Raw genomic sequence first — 15066 nt, 5'->3', positions numbered from 1 at the left:
GCCCCGGGCCCGGCCGGCGGGCCGGGTGCGTTCAGGCGCCGGGCCGATCCGAACGACAGGCCCTAGTCGTCCATCCCCGCGAGGACCAGCGGCAGTCGGTTCGTGCCGCTGTCCGTCAGCCGTACCGGGACACCCCAGTCCTGCTGGTGGACATGGCAGGCCGGGTACGCGTTGGCCGGGTCGTCGTCGCAGGACGCGGCCATCGCGGAGATATGCAGGACACCCTCCGTGACCTCGGGGTTCAGCACCAGGTCCCGGCTCAGATCGGTGTCCGCGCCCGCGCCGCCGACCAGCAGAGCGGGCGGCGTGGCCGAGACCAGGAGCCGGGTGGAGGGGCCGTAGCGGGTGTCCAGTTTCTGGCCGTTCGGCGCCTGGAAGATCACATCGAGGCGGAGCCGTCCCGGCGCCACGTCGGTCGCCGCGCGCCGGGTGCGGTGGGCCACCGACTCGACGCGTACGGCCTCCTCCGGCAGCCGCAGCCGGGTCAGCCGGTGTCGGGCGGACTCCACGACCACGATGTCGTCGCCGGACAGCACGGCGTCGCTCGGCTCGCGCAGATCCGTGGCGAGGGTGGTGACCTCGCCGGTGGCGGGGTCGTAGCGGCGCAGGGCGTGGTTGTAGGTGTCGCTGACGGCGACCGAGCCGTCGGGCAGCGCGGTGACACCCAGCGGGTGCTGGAAAAGGGCCTGTTCGGCGGGGCCGTCACGGTGCCCGAAGTCGAAGAGCCCGGTGCCGACGGCCGTGTGCACGGAGCCGTCCGGGGCCACCCAGCGCAGCGAACTCGTCTCGGCGTCGGCCAGCCACAGCCGCTCCGGTGTCGCCGCCAGCCCCGACGGCTGGGCGAACCACGCCTCGGCGCCCGGTCCGTCGACCAGGCCCTCGTTGGTCGTCCCGGCGGTGACGGTCACCGTCCCGTCGGCGGGGTCGTACGCCCACAGCTGGTGGACCCCGGCCATCGCGATCCACACCCGGTCCTGCCACCAGGCCACGTCCCACGGCGAGGAGAGGCTGACCTCACGGGCGGGACCGGAGACCGGGTCGCCCTGCATCCACTGCGCGCCGGTCCCGGCGACGGTCGTGGTCTCGCCGGTCGCCGGGTCGAGGCGGCGCAGCACATGGTTGACGGTGTCGGCGACCACGACCGTCCCGTCCGGCAGCGCGGCGAGCCCCTGCGGCTCCTGGAACCGGGCCCGGTCCGCCGGGCCGTCGACGTGCCCGCGCCCGCCGTCGCCGATCCGCCGCAGCACCGTCTCCCCGTCCTGCGCCAGCTCGACCAGCTGATGCCGGGTCGTGTCGCTGACCAGGAACGTTCCGCCCGGCAGCGGCAGCGCCTTGCCGGGGAAGCGGAGCACGGTGGGCTCCGGTTCGGGCGCCACGTACGGGCCGTCGCCACGGCGCAGGGTGCCCTTCGCGGCGTGCTCGGCCTCCAGCTCGGCGACCAGCCGCTCGATGGCGTGCACATGTCCCTCACCGGCGTGCTGGGCGACGACGTACCCCTCGGGGTCGATCACCACCAGCGTCGGCCAGGCCCGCACCGCGTACTGCTTCCAGGTGGCCAGCTCAGGGTCGTCCAGCACCGGGTGCTCGACCCCGTACCGCTCGACCGCGTCCACCACCGCCCGGTGCTCGGCCTCGTGCACGAACTTCGGCGAGTGCACCCCGATGACGACCACCGTGTCCCGGTGCTTCTCCTCCAACTCCCGCATCTCGTCCAGGACATGCAGGCAGTTGACGCAGCAGAAGGTCCAGAAGTCGAGGATGACGATCCGTCCCCGCAGGTCGGCGAGGGTGTACTCGCTGCCGCCCGTGTTGAGCCAGCCGCCCGCGCCGATCAGCTCGGGGGCACGGACACGGGCGCGGGGGCGGGGCGTGGGCGCGGGGGCGGGGTCTTCCGCCGGGACAGCGTCGTTCATGCTTCAAGCTTGCCATCCGGTCGTGAACAGGGGGTCACACGCGGGTATGGCCCGGCCGAGGAGGGGTACGCGAGTCGGACCGGCACGGACAACCGACGATCGACAGGAGGCGACACTCATGGGTCTCGGCGGTTGCATCATCCTCATCGCCGTGGGAGCCATCCTCGCGTTCGCTACCGACTGGGAGATGGACGGAGTCAATCTCGACCTGGTCGGCGTGATCTTCATGGCCGTCGGACTGATCGGCCTGGCCATCTTCAGCAGCATCGCGCGCCGCCGCCGCGTGGTGGTCCCGCCGACCACCACGGTCGTGGACGACGACCCGCACCGACGGAACTACTGAGGCACTACCCAGGCATTGCTGGGGCCCGAACGTCTGAGGGCCGGGGTCCGAGCCACCGGGGTCCGAGCCACCGAGGTCCGGACCGCCGAGCCCGGGTGACGGGGACCACTCCGCCCGTCGGCCTAGCGTCGGCGTCGCGGAGCGGCGGCCGGGGAACCCGTCGTTCCATGAGATTCCTCGTACGCGAACGGCTCCTCGGCATCGGCGACGACTACTGGATCGAGGACGACCGTGGCACCAAGGCGTTCCTGGTCGACGGCAAGGCGATGCGGCTGCGCGAGACGTTCGAACTGAAGGACCCGCAGGGCAGGGTGCTGATCGACATCCGGCAGAAGATGTTCGCCCTGCGGGACACCATGGTGATCGAGCGCGGCGGCGAGCCGCTGGCCCGGATCCGCCGCAAACGCCTCTCGCTGCTGCGCAACCACTACCGGGTCAGCCTGGTCGACGGCACCGAACTCGACGTCAGCGGCAAGATCCTCGACCGCGAGTTCGCCATCGAGTACGAGGGTGAACTCCTCGCCGTCATCTCCCGCCGCTATCTGCGCGTCCGGGAGACGTACGGCGTCGATGTCGTCCGCGAGGACTCCGACTCGGCGCTGCTGATCGCGGTGGCGGTGTGCGTGATCCAACTGGCGGAGAAGGAGCGGGGGGACGACTAGGGTCTGTCGGATTCAGGGAGCCGATGAGGGAGCCGATCAGTCCTGGGCGGAAAGTTCTTCGGCCAGTGCCATACAGCGCAGGCGGGCCGGGGAGAAGTCGTAGGGCATCTTGCCGATGGCTTCGAGCACGCTCATCGAGCCGGCCTCCCGCCCGCCGGAACCGGAGCCGGAGCCGGGGTCGGAGCCGGGGTCGGCCTCGGTCTCGGCCCCCTCCTCGCTGGCCTCGCCGTCCTCGCTGGCCTCGCCGTCCTCGGCAGCAGGGTGCAGAGCGTCCCAGGCGGTGAAGACCGCGTCGATGTCCTCGTCCAGTCCGGACTCCTCGATGACGGTGTGGAGGGCGCTTTCGAAGGCGTGCCGTTCGGCGGCCACGTGAGCCACCCGTGGATCATCGACGGCGACGCTGTCGTCGAGCGCCTCCTCGGCGGCATCGACGCGGTCGGACTCCTCCCGCAGCGCGGGATGCGTGGCCAGGGCGACGAAGCGGGTGGCCTGGACGGCCGCGCCGAGCGGGCCGAGGATCCGCTCGGTGACCAGCAGACTGTCCAGGTCCTCCTGGCGCAAGGACCCCTCGGGCAGGCCCTTGAGGCGTTCGGTGACGAAGTCGGAGAGCAGTCCCATCCGGCTGCCTTCGGTGCGCATCCGCTGCACGGCGATCCGTCGCCGCCGCACCCTCGCCTCCTGCTCGGCGAGGGTGTCCTCCAACCGCTCCAGGACGCCCGCGAGGTCATCTCCGCTGTCCGTACCGGCGGAAGCCGTGCCGGAGGCGAAGGCGTCACGGATGTCGTCCAGGGCGATCCCGGCGTCGGCCATCTTGCGGATCCACAGCAGGCGGATCATGTCCTCGTACCCGTAGCGGCGGCGGCCGTCGCCGCCCCGCTCGGGCTCGGGCAGCAGGCCGATCTCGTGGTAATGGCGGATCGCCCGGGGCGTGCTGCCGACGAAGGCCGCCGCGTCACCGATCTTGACCTGGCGGGGTGGCATGAAGGACGCATGCATGAGCGGGGACCTTTCCTCAAGGCATCGGGACGTGGGTCCACCGGACCACATGCCGCTACGGAAGGTGCAACCCGTACCCACCGCTCCGCGCCCTACCGGGGAATGCGCCACGCGCCCTACCGGGAAGTGCGCCAAGCCCTTGCGGGGAAATGCGCCCTTCCGGCCGTGCGGTGACCGGGGTCGTCACCGCACGGCCCGGATCTCCCGCCGTATCGGGACCGGGCGGGCGCGGTTCACGGGTGGCGGGGTGCCGCCAACCCCATCATCCGGTCCTTCAGTACGGGGAACCGCTCGCGGGTCCGCGCCACCTTCCCGGGGTCGAACTCCACCGAGAGGATCTCCTCGCCGGCCCCGGCCTCCCCCAGCACCTCGCCCCACGGATCCACCACGATCGAGTGACCCGCCTGCGGAACTCCCGCATGGGTACCGGCCGTTCCACAAGCAAGTACGAACGCCTGGTTCTCCACCGCCCGCGCCCGAGCCAGCAGCGTCCAGTGCCCGCGCCGCCGCTCCGGCCACCCGGCCGGGACGACCAGGGTCTCGGCCCCGGCGTCGACCAGCCCACGGAACAGCTCAGGGAATCGGAGGTCATAACAGGTGGCCAGCCCGACCACGGTCTCCGGCAGCCGTACGGTCACCAGCTCACGCCCGGCCGCCATCAACACGGCCTCGCCCTTGTCGAAGCCGAAGCGATGGATCTTGCGATAGACCGCGGCCGGTTCACCGGAAGGGGAGAAGACGAGAGAGGTGTTGTGGAGCGGCCCCTCGGGGTCCCGCTCGGGGATCGACCCGGCGTGCAGCCAGACGCCCGCGTCGCCCGCCGCCTTCGCCATGGCCTCGAACGTCGGCCCCTCCAGCGGCTCGGCCTCCCGGCCGAACTCCTCGTAGGCGAACGCCCCGGTGGTCCACAGCTCCGGCAACACGACAAGATCCGCGGTCCCGGCCTGCTCCCGCACCAGGCGGGCGACCCGCACCCGACGCGATTCGACCGATTCGCCCCCGTCTACTGCGATCTGGAGGAGAGAGGCGCGCACACTACCACCGTCCTGGCATTCGAGCCGTCCATACGGGCCTACGATCGTCACACGAAAGCACTGCCGGGGTGCCACACAGCAGCGTAGCTTTGGGGCTCCCCCCGGTTCGAGTCCAGCCACGAACCGGGATGGAGTTCCGAGACACCGCCGACAGCCACCTCCCACTGGCACTGCCGCCACAATCTGCCCGTGACACGACCGCCGAGGGGTCCCGTTCCGTGAGTCTGCATCCCACTCTCCAGCCCTACGCCGACGCCTGGACCCACTCGATCGAAGCCATATCCGAGCTGGTGCAGCCGCTCGTGGAGGCCGACTGGAACCGGCGCACCCCGTGCCCCGGCTGGTCGGTCCGGGACATCGTGTCCCATGTCATCGGGCTGGACAACGAAATGCTGGGCGACCCGCGCCCGATCCACACCCTGCCGCGCGACCTGTTCCATGTCACCAACGACCACCAGCGGTACATGGAGATGCAGGTCGACGTCCGCCGCCACCACACCTCGCCGGAGATGACGGCCGAACTGGAGTACACGGTCATCCGGCGCAACCGCCAGTTGCGCAACGAGTCCCGTGACCCCGGCACCAAGGTGCGCGGCCCGCTCAGCACCGAGGTGACGCTGGAGGAGTCGATGCGCGGCCACGCCTTCGACATCTGGGTGCACGAGCAGGATCTGCGCACCGCCCTCGGCCGCCCCGGCAACCTGGACTCGCCCGGCGCCCAGGTCGCCCGGGATGTGCTGCTGGCCGCGCTGCCCGAGATCGTCGCCAACAAAGCCGACGCGCCCCGCAGTTCGGCGATCGTCTTCGATGTGCACGGGCCGATCGAGTTCCTGCGCACGATCCGGGTCGACATCCAGGGCCGCGGCACCCTGGAGACCGCTCCCGCCCTCGGCCCCGCCGCCACCCTCACCCTCGACTGGGAGACCTACGTCCGTCTCGCCTGCGGCCGGGTCACCCCGGAGGCGGTGGCGGACCGGGTGAAGGCGGAGGGCGACCCGAAGCTGACCTCGGCGATCCTGAAGCACTTCACGGTGACACCCTGACCTTCCCGGCATCCGCCGACGCCCGCCGACATCCGGCGTCCCCCGGCGGCATCCGGCGGCATCCGGGGACGAGGTGACGAAGGCCCGTGCGGGGCCGGACGCGGGGCTCTGGGGGCGGTGGTCCCCAGCACCGCGAGGGCGACGCGGCCGGTTCAGACAGGGACGTGCACCGTCTCCACCCGGCTGGCGACCAGTCGCTCGCGCTCGATCCGAGCCACCCGCCGCCGCAACCGCAGTATCTGACTCACCCCCAGCCCCTGCAGCAGGAACACCACGGAGAACGCCACCCCATAGTCACCGCCGGAGGCATCCAGCAGCACCCCGACCGCGAACAACGTCGTCATGGAGGCGACGAAGCCGCCCATGTTGGTGATGCCGGAGGCGGTCCCCTGGCGCTGGGGCGGATTCGCGGGGCGCGCGAAGTCGAAGCCGATCATCGACGCCGGTCCGCACGCGCCGAGCACCGCGCACAGCACGACCAGCAGCCACAGCGGCGCCTGTGCGCCGGGCCAGAGCAGGGTCAGCGCCCAGAGGACGGCCGTCGCAGCGACCGTGCCGAGCACGAGCGGGAGCCGCGCGCCGTGGTGCCGGGCGATGATCTGACCGTAGACGAGTCCGACGGCCATGTTGGAGAGCACGACCAGGGTGAGCAGCCCGCCGGCCGCGCCCCGGCTCAGCCCCTGCGCCTCGACCAGGAACGGCAGCCCCCACAGCAGCAGGAAGACCATCGCCGGGAACTGCGAGGTGAAGTGCACCCACAGCCCGAGCCGGGTGCCGGGTTCACGCCAGGAGGCGGCGATCTGGCGCCGGACGTAGGCGACGCCCAGATGCGGGACGGGTTCGGGTTCATGGCCCTCGGGGTGGTCCTTGAGGAAGAGCAGCAGCAGGACCAGGACGACGACACCGGCCAGCGCGCTGCCCGCGAACGCGGCGGTCCAGCCGATGCCGTGCAGCAGCGGGGCGAGGGCGACGGTGGAGACCAGGTTGCCCGCCATGCCCACCAGCCCGGCGAGTTGGGCGATCAGCGGGCCGCGGCGGGCGGGGAACCAGCGGGTGCCGAGCCGCAGGACGCTGATGAAGGTCATCGCGTCACCGCAGCCGAGCAGCGCGCGCGAGGCGAGGGCCGTGCCGTAGGTGGGGGAGAAGGCGAAGCCGAGCTGTCCGGCGGTGAACAGGACGGCACCGATGGCCAGCACCTTCTTGGTGCCGAGCCGGTCGACCAGCAGGCCGACGGGTATCTGCATCCCGGCGTAGACGAGGAGTTGGAGGATGGAGAAAGTCGACAGGGCCGAGGCGTTGACGTCGAAGCGGTCGGCGGCGTCGAGGCCGGCCACCCCCAGCGACGTACGGAAGATGACGGCGACGAAGTAGACCGCGACGCCTATGCACCAGACGGCGACGGCCTGCCGCCCACCCGGTGGATCACCGGGCAGCACCCCTGAGCACCCGGATGCCCCTGAGGAGCCTGAGGAGCCGGATGCCCCTGAGGACGGGGCACTCACCGGACCTCACCCCGGGCGAGGTGGGAGAACCAGCCGACGTGCCGGTGGACGACCGCGACGGCCTCCTCGGCGTCCCCCGCACGCAGCGCGCGCAGTATCTCCTCGTGCTCGGTGAGGGTCTTGGCGATCCGGTCGGGGTGGGAGTACATGACGGCGACGCCCATCCGCAGTTGGCGGTCGCGGAGCTGGTCGTAGAGGCGGGAGAGGATCTCGTTGCCGCCGCTGCGCACGATCTCGGCGTGGAAGCAGCGGTCGGTGACGGCCGCGGCGGCCAGATCTCCGGCCTCGGCCTGGGCCTTCTGCCGGGCGAGGAGTTCCTCCAGCCGTTCGATCAGCGCGGGCGGGGCGGGTACGGCCTTGCGCGTGGCGTGCTCCTCGACCAGCAGCCGGGTCTCCACGACGTCCGCGATCTCCTGGGCCGAGACGGGCAGGACCAGCGCGCCCTTCTTCGGGTAGAGCTTGATCAGCCCTTCGACCTCCAGCCGCAGCAGCGCCTCCCGCACCGGGGTGCGGGACACGCCGACGGCCTCCGCCAGTTCGCCCTCGGTGAGCAGGGCGCCGCCCTCGTAACGCCGCTCCAGGACGCCCTCCTTGACGTGTGCGTAGACACGGTCGGCGGCGGGCGGCTGCTTGGCGGGCTTGGCCGGCTTGGCGGGCTTCAGGACCCTCTCTGGTTGCACGGTCTGCACGGTGACGGGAGACATGGCCACAGGATAGATACAACACGTACGCATGAGGAGGTGCGTCCATCATGCGGACCGGGGTCCGCCTGCGCGCGGGCGGACCCCGGTCTGCGCGCGGGCGCATTTTTTCCTTCCTCCCATGAGCAACCATCAGCACCCTTTGCACGTCATAAACATGTGGCCTTTTCCGTCCCCTCCAACCAGGCTGCACATTAGGGGAATTTCAACTTAATCGGGGTATTTAACTTGATAACCCTCAATACGGGCGCGCGGATCCGCAGAGCCGCCGCCGTCGGCGTCACCTCCGGCGCCCTGCTCGCCACCGTCGTCGTCTCCGCCGCTCCGGCGCAGGCCGTGGCCACGCCCTCGATCGCGGCCAAGGGCGGCTACATCATGAACAACGCGACGGGCAAGACGCTCTACACCAAGTCCGCGGACACCAAGCGCGCCACCGGCTCGACGACGAAGATCATGACCGCCAAGGTCGTGCTGTCGCAGTCCAATCTCAACCTGGACTCCAAGGTCACCATCCAGAAGGCGTACAGCGACTACATCGTCCGCAACAACGCCTCGTCGGCCCGGCTGATCGTGGGTGACAAGGTCACCGTGCGCCAGCTGCTGTACGGGCTGATGCTGCCGTCCGGCTGCGACGCCGCGTACGCGCTCGCCGACAAGTTCGGCAGCGGTTCGACGCGGGCGGCGCGCGTGAAGTCGTTCATCGGGAAGATGAACACCAAGGCGAAGCAGCTCGGTATGACGAACACCAAGTTCGACTCGTTCGACGGCATAAGCAACGGCTCGAACTACTCGACGCCGCGCGATCTGACGAAGCTCGCCAGCAATGTGATGAAGAGCAGCACCTTCCGCTCGATCGTGAAGACCAAGTCGACCAAGCAGAAGGTGACCACGAAGACCGGCGGCTACCGCTACTACCCGTGGAGCAACACCAACACCCTGCTCAGCAACTACAGCGGTTCGATCGGGGTGAAGACCGGCTCGGGCGCACAGGCCAAGTACTGCCTGGTCTTCGCCGCGACCCGCAACGGCAAGACCGTCATCGGTACGGTCCTGACCTCGACCTCCGCCTCGCAGCGGGAGTCGGACGCGAAGAAGCTGCTCACCTACGGCTTCGCGCGACTCGGCTAGACCCGGTCGCGAGCACGTTCCTCGCCCCTGAGCCAAGGGGCGAGGAACGGGTGCCGGGGCCGAGTGCGGGGACCGGGTGCCGGGTGCGGGGACCGGGTGCCGGGTGCGGGGGCCGGGTACGGGGAACGGGTGCCGGGACCGGGTGCGGGGGCCGGGTGCCGGGGCCGGGTCGCAAAAACCGTTGTTCGCCCGCCCGTTCGACCTCTACCGTTTCCACGGTCGGGTCGGTACATCCGACGGCGTGTAGCTCAGTAGCAGAGCACCGGGCTGCAGACCCGGAGGGCGCGGGGGCGGAACCCGCCACGCCGGCTTATGAACGAGCACGCTGACCAGCAGCACACCGTCCAGGTGAATCCCGGTTACGGCTACGGCCAGTTGGCCAGAGCGCTGGAGACCGCCCGTACCCACCCGGACGCGGACACCCGGCGACGCGCCGAGGAGAAGGGCCGCACATGGCGGTCCGTGCTGGCCGGCATGGCCGACGGCCGACTGCTGATCGGTTCCCGCACCCCGGTTGCCGGGCTGCCCGCCTGGGTCACCCCCGAGGTGGTGCGGGGCGGCTTCGCGACGGGCGAGCCCTGCGCGGGCGGACCCCTCCAGCGGTACGAGGCCGAGGCCGCGCGCCGCGCCGGCGTCCCCGAGGAGCGGGCGGCCCTGTTCGCGCACTGCCTCACCGAGGACGGCCTGGCCCACCTCGGCGCCCTGCTGGACAGCGGGCGGTACGAGGTGACGGTCCCCGAGGAGGCCGCGCTGCTCACGGTGGCGTGGCTGGCCCGCGCGGAACAGGTCGACGCCGCGCTGGACCTCGTGGCGGAACTGGCCCCGTTCGCGGAGCGGCTGCGTTTCACACCCCGTCCGTCCACACGTCCGGCGCCGGACGCCGGGTCCGTGCACCGCAGCACCGTCGGGCAGGCGTCCCGGACCTTCGCCGCGCGGCGCCCCAACCCGGCGGTGGAGAGCCAGCGCGAGGCCCTGACGGTCTGGGCCCCGTTCGCGGACGAGATGCTGGCCCACTGGCTGGAGACGGCCCGCGACGACCGCCCCGTGCTGACGCGCGCCCCGGACGAGGACTGGCTGCGGCGGGGCGCCGCGCTGCTCACCCGCTACCGCGCTCTGGCCGCCCGGCACACGTACTGCACCAAGCACCTCAAGCCCCGCGAGAACCTCGGGATCCTGCGCCGCGCGCTGGAGGAGACGGTCGCGGGGCGGGTGCTGGAACCGCGGCTGCGGGGACTGCTGCGGAGCGCGGCGGCCGGGATGGTGGCGCGCCGCGGGGTGCCGGGTTCGGCCGGGCACTCGGCGCTGCGCCACGCACAGGCGGTCCAGGCCGCGCTGCCTTCCCATCACGCCCTGGCCGGGCTGCTGCGGCAGCGGCTCGACGGTCTGCCGCAGGACCAGGGCGTGCCGGAGGTGGAGCCCCTGCTCGCGCCCGTGACGCAGGAGGAGGCGCTGCGGGCCCGCGTACCCGCCGGGGCGACGATCCCGGCGGGCCTGCGCAAGCCGCTGGAGTCGGCGCTGAGCGCGCCGCTCGCGACGCTGGTGGAGCGGGGGGTCGTACCGTCGGCCGAGGTGCTGGCGGAGCTGGTGCCTCAGCTGGTCGCCGCGACGACCGCGCGGGCGTACCCGGACGCCGCCCTGCGCACCCTGGCCGCCGCGAACTACCGCGCCTTCCGCAACCGCCGCTCGCTGCTCCTGCTCCATCTGGAGCGGCAGGTGCGGGCGGAGGAACTGCCGTGGGTGCGGGCGGTGGCGGACGAGCGGGAGCGGAGGGGCGCAAGCGCGGGCGAGGTGTCGGCGCAGGCCCTGCGCCAGCTGGCCGAACTGGCCGTGCAGGCGTTCCCCGGCACGATCCTGCCCAACCCCCTGGTCCGTGAGCTGTCCGTCCTGGCGGGCGCGGCCGACCTCGGCGCACCGCTGGTGGAGGAGTTGGCGGCGGACATCTTCATGGGCACGTTCAGCCCGAAGTTCATGACGGCGGCGAGGCTGGCGGCGGAGCAACTGAGCGGCACCCTGTACGAGCGCTACTACGCGATCGACTACCGGGCCGTCCGCAACCTGGCGATCGAGGAGGCGGCGACGAGCCGGACCACACGCAAGCGTGAGGGGTACGGCTACCGCACCTCCCCCGGCTTCGCCCGCCTGTGCCGTGAACGGGCCGAGGCGTGCTCCCTGGGCTCCCTGGCTCCCCGCCCGGCGGATGCCGCGAAGGACGCCCCGAAGCGCCGTCTCCGGGCGGACCGCTGGTCGACCGCCGGCAACGGCATGATCGTGGAGCAGGCGCAGATCCTCACCACCCACAACCTCGCCGCCCTGACGACCCGGGCCGGTGTCGCCCCGCCCGCCGGCTGGCCCGACCTGGCCCGCCGTGCCTTCACCACGGTCTGCCGCCTGACCGCCCGCCTGGAGGGCAACCCCCGCCCGCTGTCCACGATCAAGGACACGGCGTACGCCTGGCGCCAGATGATCTACTACCTGTCCCTGTCCACCGACCAGGACCTCAGGTCCACCCTGACCTGGCTGACCTCCGAATCCCACCGCCACGCCCCCCACGTCACCCACCGCCTCGCCCCTGCCCTCACCGGCCTCCACCAGTGCGTGAAGGGCCGCGGCCCCGACGAGGGCGAGGGCCGAAGCCTGCTGGGCTGGAGCACGAACGGACACTGGCTGCGGGAGGGCCGGCGAAGCGGCTCGTAGTCACGGGGCCGATCCTGATGTCCATGAACAGGACCGGAGTGAACCAGAGCGAGCGGATACCCGACGCGACCTCCTGGAAGTCCGCGGCGACCACACTGTTCGGCGGTGGCTGGACCTTCGCGCGGGTCGGGCCCCGGCGGCATGACGACTGGCGGCGGGATGTCCGGTCGGTCATGGCGCTGAGGGCCACCGACCCCCGAGGTTGGCACTCGATCGATCACGCGCCGGAGACGGACGACGCGGGCGGTACGGGGTCACCCTGCACGCCTTGCTGTACCCGACGGACTGCGGTCTGGTGGCCGTGTCCGCGGCCGAGGTGGGGGTCTTCTGGGCCTTCTGGGAGGGCTGAGCCTGCCGAGCGGTCATGGGAGACGGGTGCCCGGGCTCGGCAAGTGCGAGTGCGAGTGCGAGCACTGGCACTGGCACTGGCACTGGCACGGGCACGGGCACGGGCACGGGCGCCCCGTCTCTCAAACCGCCCTTGCGGGTGAGGGGTTCATGACCAGGTGATCAGTCGTTTCGGCTGTTCCAGGACGGCCGCCACGTCGGCGAGGACCTTGGAGCCGAGTTCGCCGTCGACCAGGCGGTGGTCGAAGCTGAGGGCCAGTGTGGTGACCTGGCGGGGCTTCACCTTGCCCTTGTGGACCCACGGCTGGGGCTTGATCGCGCCGACGGCGAGGATCGCGGACTCGCCGGGGTTCAGGATGGGCGTGCCCGTGTCGACGCCGAAGACGCCGACGTTGGTGATGGTCACCGTGCCGCCCTGCATCGCGGCCGGGGTCGTCCTGCCTTCCCGGGCCGTGGTGACCAGTTCGCCCAGCGAGCGGGCCAATTGCGGCAGGGTCTTGGCGTCGGCGTCCTTGATGTTGGGCACGAGCAGGCCGCGCGGGGTGGCCGCGGCGATGCCCAGATTCACGTAGTGCTTGACCACGATCTCCTGGTTCGCCTCGTCCCAGGCCGCGTTGACGTCCGGGTTGCGCTTGATCGCCACCAGCAGGGCCTTGGCGACGAGGAGGAGCGGATTGACCCGGAGGCCCGCGAACTCCTTGTCCTCCTTCAGCTCCGCCACCAGCCGCATCGTCCGCGTCACGTCCACCGTCACGAACTCCGTGACATGCGGCGCCGTGAACGCCGACCCCACCATCGCCGCCGCCGTCGCCTTGCGGACCCCGCGGACCGGGACCCGGGTCTCGCGAGTCGCGGTGTCGTACGGGGGGAGGGTCGGGGTCGGAGCGGAGGGTTCGGGTGCGGAACGCGCCGCTACGGGCTGCTCCGGTGCGGGCTGCTCCGGTGCGGGCTGTGCCGGTGCGGGCTGTTCCTGCGGGGCCTGTGGCGTCGTCCCGGTCGGTGTCGCCGCCGCGTGGACGTCCTCGCGGGTGATGATGCCGTCCGGGCCGGTCGGGACCACCGTCGTGAGGTCCACGCCCAGGTCCTTGGCCAGCTTGCGGACCGGCGGCTTCGCCAGCGGGCGCTGCCGCGGCTCGGCGGCGGGCCGGGCCGCGGGCTCGGGCCGCGGGGTCGGGCCGTGGCCGTTCAGCTCCGTCTGGAGCGCCGCCGCCGCTGCCTGCGGCGCACCCGTACCCGTACCCGACTCCGTACCCTTGCGCGGGCGGCGGCGGGTGCTGGACGCGGCCACGCCGTAACCGACCAGGACCGCCTGGCGCTCCTGCGGAGGCTCGGCCTCCTCGGCGGCGGGAGCCGGCGCCGGGGCCGGGGTCTCGGCCGGGGCCGCTCCGCCCACCGACACCGCGATGATCGGCGTCCCCACATCCACCGTCGTGCCCTCGGGGAAGTGCAGGTCGGTGACCACCCCGTCGTAGGGGATGGGCAGTTCCACGGCGGCCTTGGCCGTCTCGACCTCGCAGACCACCTGGCCGTCGGTCACCGTGTCACCGGGCTGGACGAACCACTTGAGGATCTCGGCCTCGGTGAGCCCCTCGCCCACGTCCGGCATCTTGAACTCGCGTACGGACCCTTCGGTCATCGTCGTCACGACCCTCTCCTCAGTACGCCAAGGCGCGGTCGACGGCGTCGAGCACCCGGTCCAGACCCGGCAGGTACTCCTCCTCCAGACGGGCCGGCGGATACGGCGCGTGGTAGCCGCCCACGCGCAGGACCGGGGCCTCCAGATGGTAGAAGCAGCGTTCCGTGATCCGGGCGGCGATCTCCGCGCCCGAGCCGAAGAACACCGGTGCCTCGTGGACCACGACCAGCCGGCCGGTCTTCTCCACCGACGCCTGGACGGTGTCGAAGTCCAGCGGGGAGACCGAGCGCAGGTCCACGACCTCCAGGGACTTGCCCTCCTCCGCGGCGGCTGCGGCGACCTCCTGGCAGAGCTTGACCATCGGGCCGTACGCGACCAGCGTCAGATCGGTGCCCTCGCGCACCACCCGCGCCTTGTGCAGCGGGCCGGGGATGGCCTCGGTGTTGACCTCGGCCTTGTCCCAGTAGCGCCGCTTGGGCTCGAAGAAGATCACCGGGTCGTCGCTCTGGACGGCCTGCTGGAGCATCCAGTAGGCGTCCGACGCGTTCGACGGGGAGACGACCTTCAGGCCCGCCACATGGGCGAAGAGGGACTCCGGGGACTCCGAGTGGTGCTCGACCGCGCCGATGCCGCCGCCGTAGGGGATCCGGATGACGACCGGCAGCTTGACCTTGCCCAGCGCGCGGGCGTGCATCTTCGCGAGCTGGGTGACGATCTGGTCGTAGGCCGGGAAGACGAACCCGTCGAACTGGATCTCCACCACCGGGCGGTAGCCGCGCAGCGCGAGGCCGATCGCCGTGCCGACGATGCCGGACTCGGCGAGCGGGGTGTCGATGACCCGGCTCTCCCCGAAGTCCTTCTGGAGCCCGTCGGTGACCCGGAAGACCCCGCCCAGCTTGCCGACGTCCTCCCCCATGACGAGGACCTTGGGGTCCTCCTCCAGGGCGCGGCGCAGCGACGCGTTGATCGCCCGGCCCAGGGCGAGCTTCTCGCCGGCCCCTGCTTTCTCCGCCGCTTTCTCCGCCGACTTCTGCGCCGCCTTCTCCGCTGTCTTCTCGACCGCCAT

The 15066-nt window shown here is 71.6% G+C and carries 12 protein-coding genes and 1 tRNA gene; 6 read left to right on the top strand and 7 right to left on the bottom strand.

Annotated elements, in window-relative coordinates:
• Positions 1–62 precede the first annotated feature (62 nt).
• Positions 63–1913, bottom strand: coding sequence for an NHL domain-containing thioredoxin family protein (locus ACIQNG_RS20580; RefSeq protein ID WP_401486672.1), 1851 nt, complete (start codon positions 1911–1913; stop codon positions 63–65).
• Between the two features lie 118 nt (positions 1914–2031).
• Here ACIQNG_RS20580 and ACIQNG_RS20575 point away from each other — a divergent pair, with 118 nt between their 5' ends.
• Both ACIQNG_RS20575 and ACIQNG_RS20570 read left to right on the top strand, forming a co-directional pair.
• Positions 2032–2256, top strand: a complete 225-nt coding sequence (locus tag ACIQNG_RS20575; protein WP_401437631.1) for a DUF6458 family protein — start codon at positions 2032–2034, stop codon at positions 2254–2256.
• A gap of 167 nt (positions 2257–2423) precedes the next feature.
• Positions 2424–2918: an LURP-one-related/scramblase family protein gene (locus tag ACIQNG_RS20570; protein ID WP_401486670.1), complete on the top strand. Its 495-nt coding sequence runs from the start codon at positions 2424–2426 to the stop codon at positions 2916–2918.
• Positions 2919–2954: 36 nt separating this feature from the next.
• Here ACIQNG_RS20570 and ACIQNG_RS20565 read toward each other — a convergent pair whose 3' ends face one another.
• Positions 2955–3914 (bottom strand): MerR family transcriptional regulator, encoded by a 960-nt coding sequence (locus ACIQNG_RS20565; RefSeq protein WP_401486668.1) that lies wholly within the window; start codon positions 3912–3914, stop codon positions 2955–2957.
• Between the two features lie 233 nt (positions 3915–4147).
• Positions 4148–4948, bottom strand: a complete 801-nt coding sequence (locus ACIQNG_RS20560) for a carbon-nitrogen family hydrolase (protein ID WP_401437640.1) — start codon at positions 4946–4948, stop codon at positions 4148–4150.
• Positions 4949–5166: 218 nt separating this feature from the next.
• Here ACIQNG_RS20560 and ACIQNG_RS20555 point away from each other — a divergent pair, with 218 nt between their 5' ends.
• The gene (locus tag ACIQNG_RS20555; protein ID WP_401437642.1) at positions 5167–5991 is read left to right on the top strand and encodes a maleylpyruvate isomerase family mycothiol-dependent enzyme; all 825 of its coding nucleotides are present in this window, start codon (positions 5167–5169) and stop codon (positions 5989–5991) included.
• Between the two features lie 152 nt (positions 5992–6143).
• Here ACIQNG_RS20555 and ACIQNG_RS20550 read toward each other — a convergent pair whose 3' ends face one another.
• Together ACIQNG_RS20550 and ACIQNG_RS20545 are read right to left on the bottom strand one after the other, a co-directional pair.
• Complete coding sequence (locus ACIQNG_RS20550) at positions 6144–7424, bottom strand: nitrate/nitrite transporter (protein WP_401486768.1); 1281 nt, start codon at positions 7422–7424, stop codon at positions 6144–6146.
• A 65-nt stretch (positions 7425–7489) separates the two neighbouring features.
• The gene (locus ACIQNG_RS20545) at positions 7490–8197 is read right to left on the bottom strand and encodes a GntR family transcriptional regulator (protein WP_401437645.1); all 708 of its coding nucleotides are present in this window, start codon (positions 8195–8197) and stop codon (positions 7490–7492) included.
• Between the two features lie 225 nt (positions 8198–8422).
• Between ACIQNG_RS20545 and ACIQNG_RS20540 the strand changes: the two genes are divergently transcribed.
• The 3 genes from ACIQNG_RS20540 to ACIQNG_RS20530 all read left to right on the top strand — a co-directional run bounded on the left by ACIQNG_RS20540 (position 8423) and on the right by ACIQNG_RS20530 (position 12016).
• Positions 8423–9322 carry a D-alanyl-D-alanine carboxypeptidase family protein gene (locus ACIQNG_RS20540; protein WP_401486666.1) on the top strand — a complete coding sequence of 300 codons (900 nt, stop codon included), beginning with the start codon at positions 8423–8425 and terminating at the stop codon, positions 9320–9322.
• Between the two features lie 237 nt (positions 9323–9559).
• A tRNA-Cys gene (locus tag ACIQNG_RS20535) sits at positions 9560–9631 on the top strand.
• Between the two features lie 3 nt (positions 9632–9634).
• Positions 9635–12016, top strand: coding sequence for a hypothetical protein (locus tag ACIQNG_RS20530; protein WP_401486664.1), 2382 nt, complete (start codon positions 9635–9637; stop codon positions 12014–12016).
• Between the two features lie 496 nt (positions 12017–12512).
• Here ACIQNG_RS20530 and ACIQNG_RS20525 read toward each other — a convergent pair whose 3' ends face one another.
• A complete protein-coding gene (locus ACIQNG_RS20525) occupies positions 12513–14009 on the bottom strand; it encodes a dihydrolipoamide acetyltransferase family protein (protein ID WP_401486663.1) in 1497 nt (498 codons plus the stop codon).
• A gap of 10 nt (positions 14010–14019) precedes the next feature.
• Positions 14020–15066 carry an alpha-ketoacid dehydrogenase subunit beta gene (locus ACIQNG_RS20520; protein ID WP_401486661.1) on the bottom strand — a complete coding sequence of 349 codons (1047 nt, stop codon included), beginning with the start codon at positions 15064–15066 and terminating at the stop codon, positions 14020–14022.

This window comes from Streptomyces sp. NPDC091377 (assembly GCF_044757045.1).
Lineage (GTDB): Bacteria > Actinomycetota > Actinomycetes > Streptomycetales > Streptomycetaceae > Streptomyces.
This window is presented reverse-complemented; position numbering and strand designations above follow the sequence as displayed.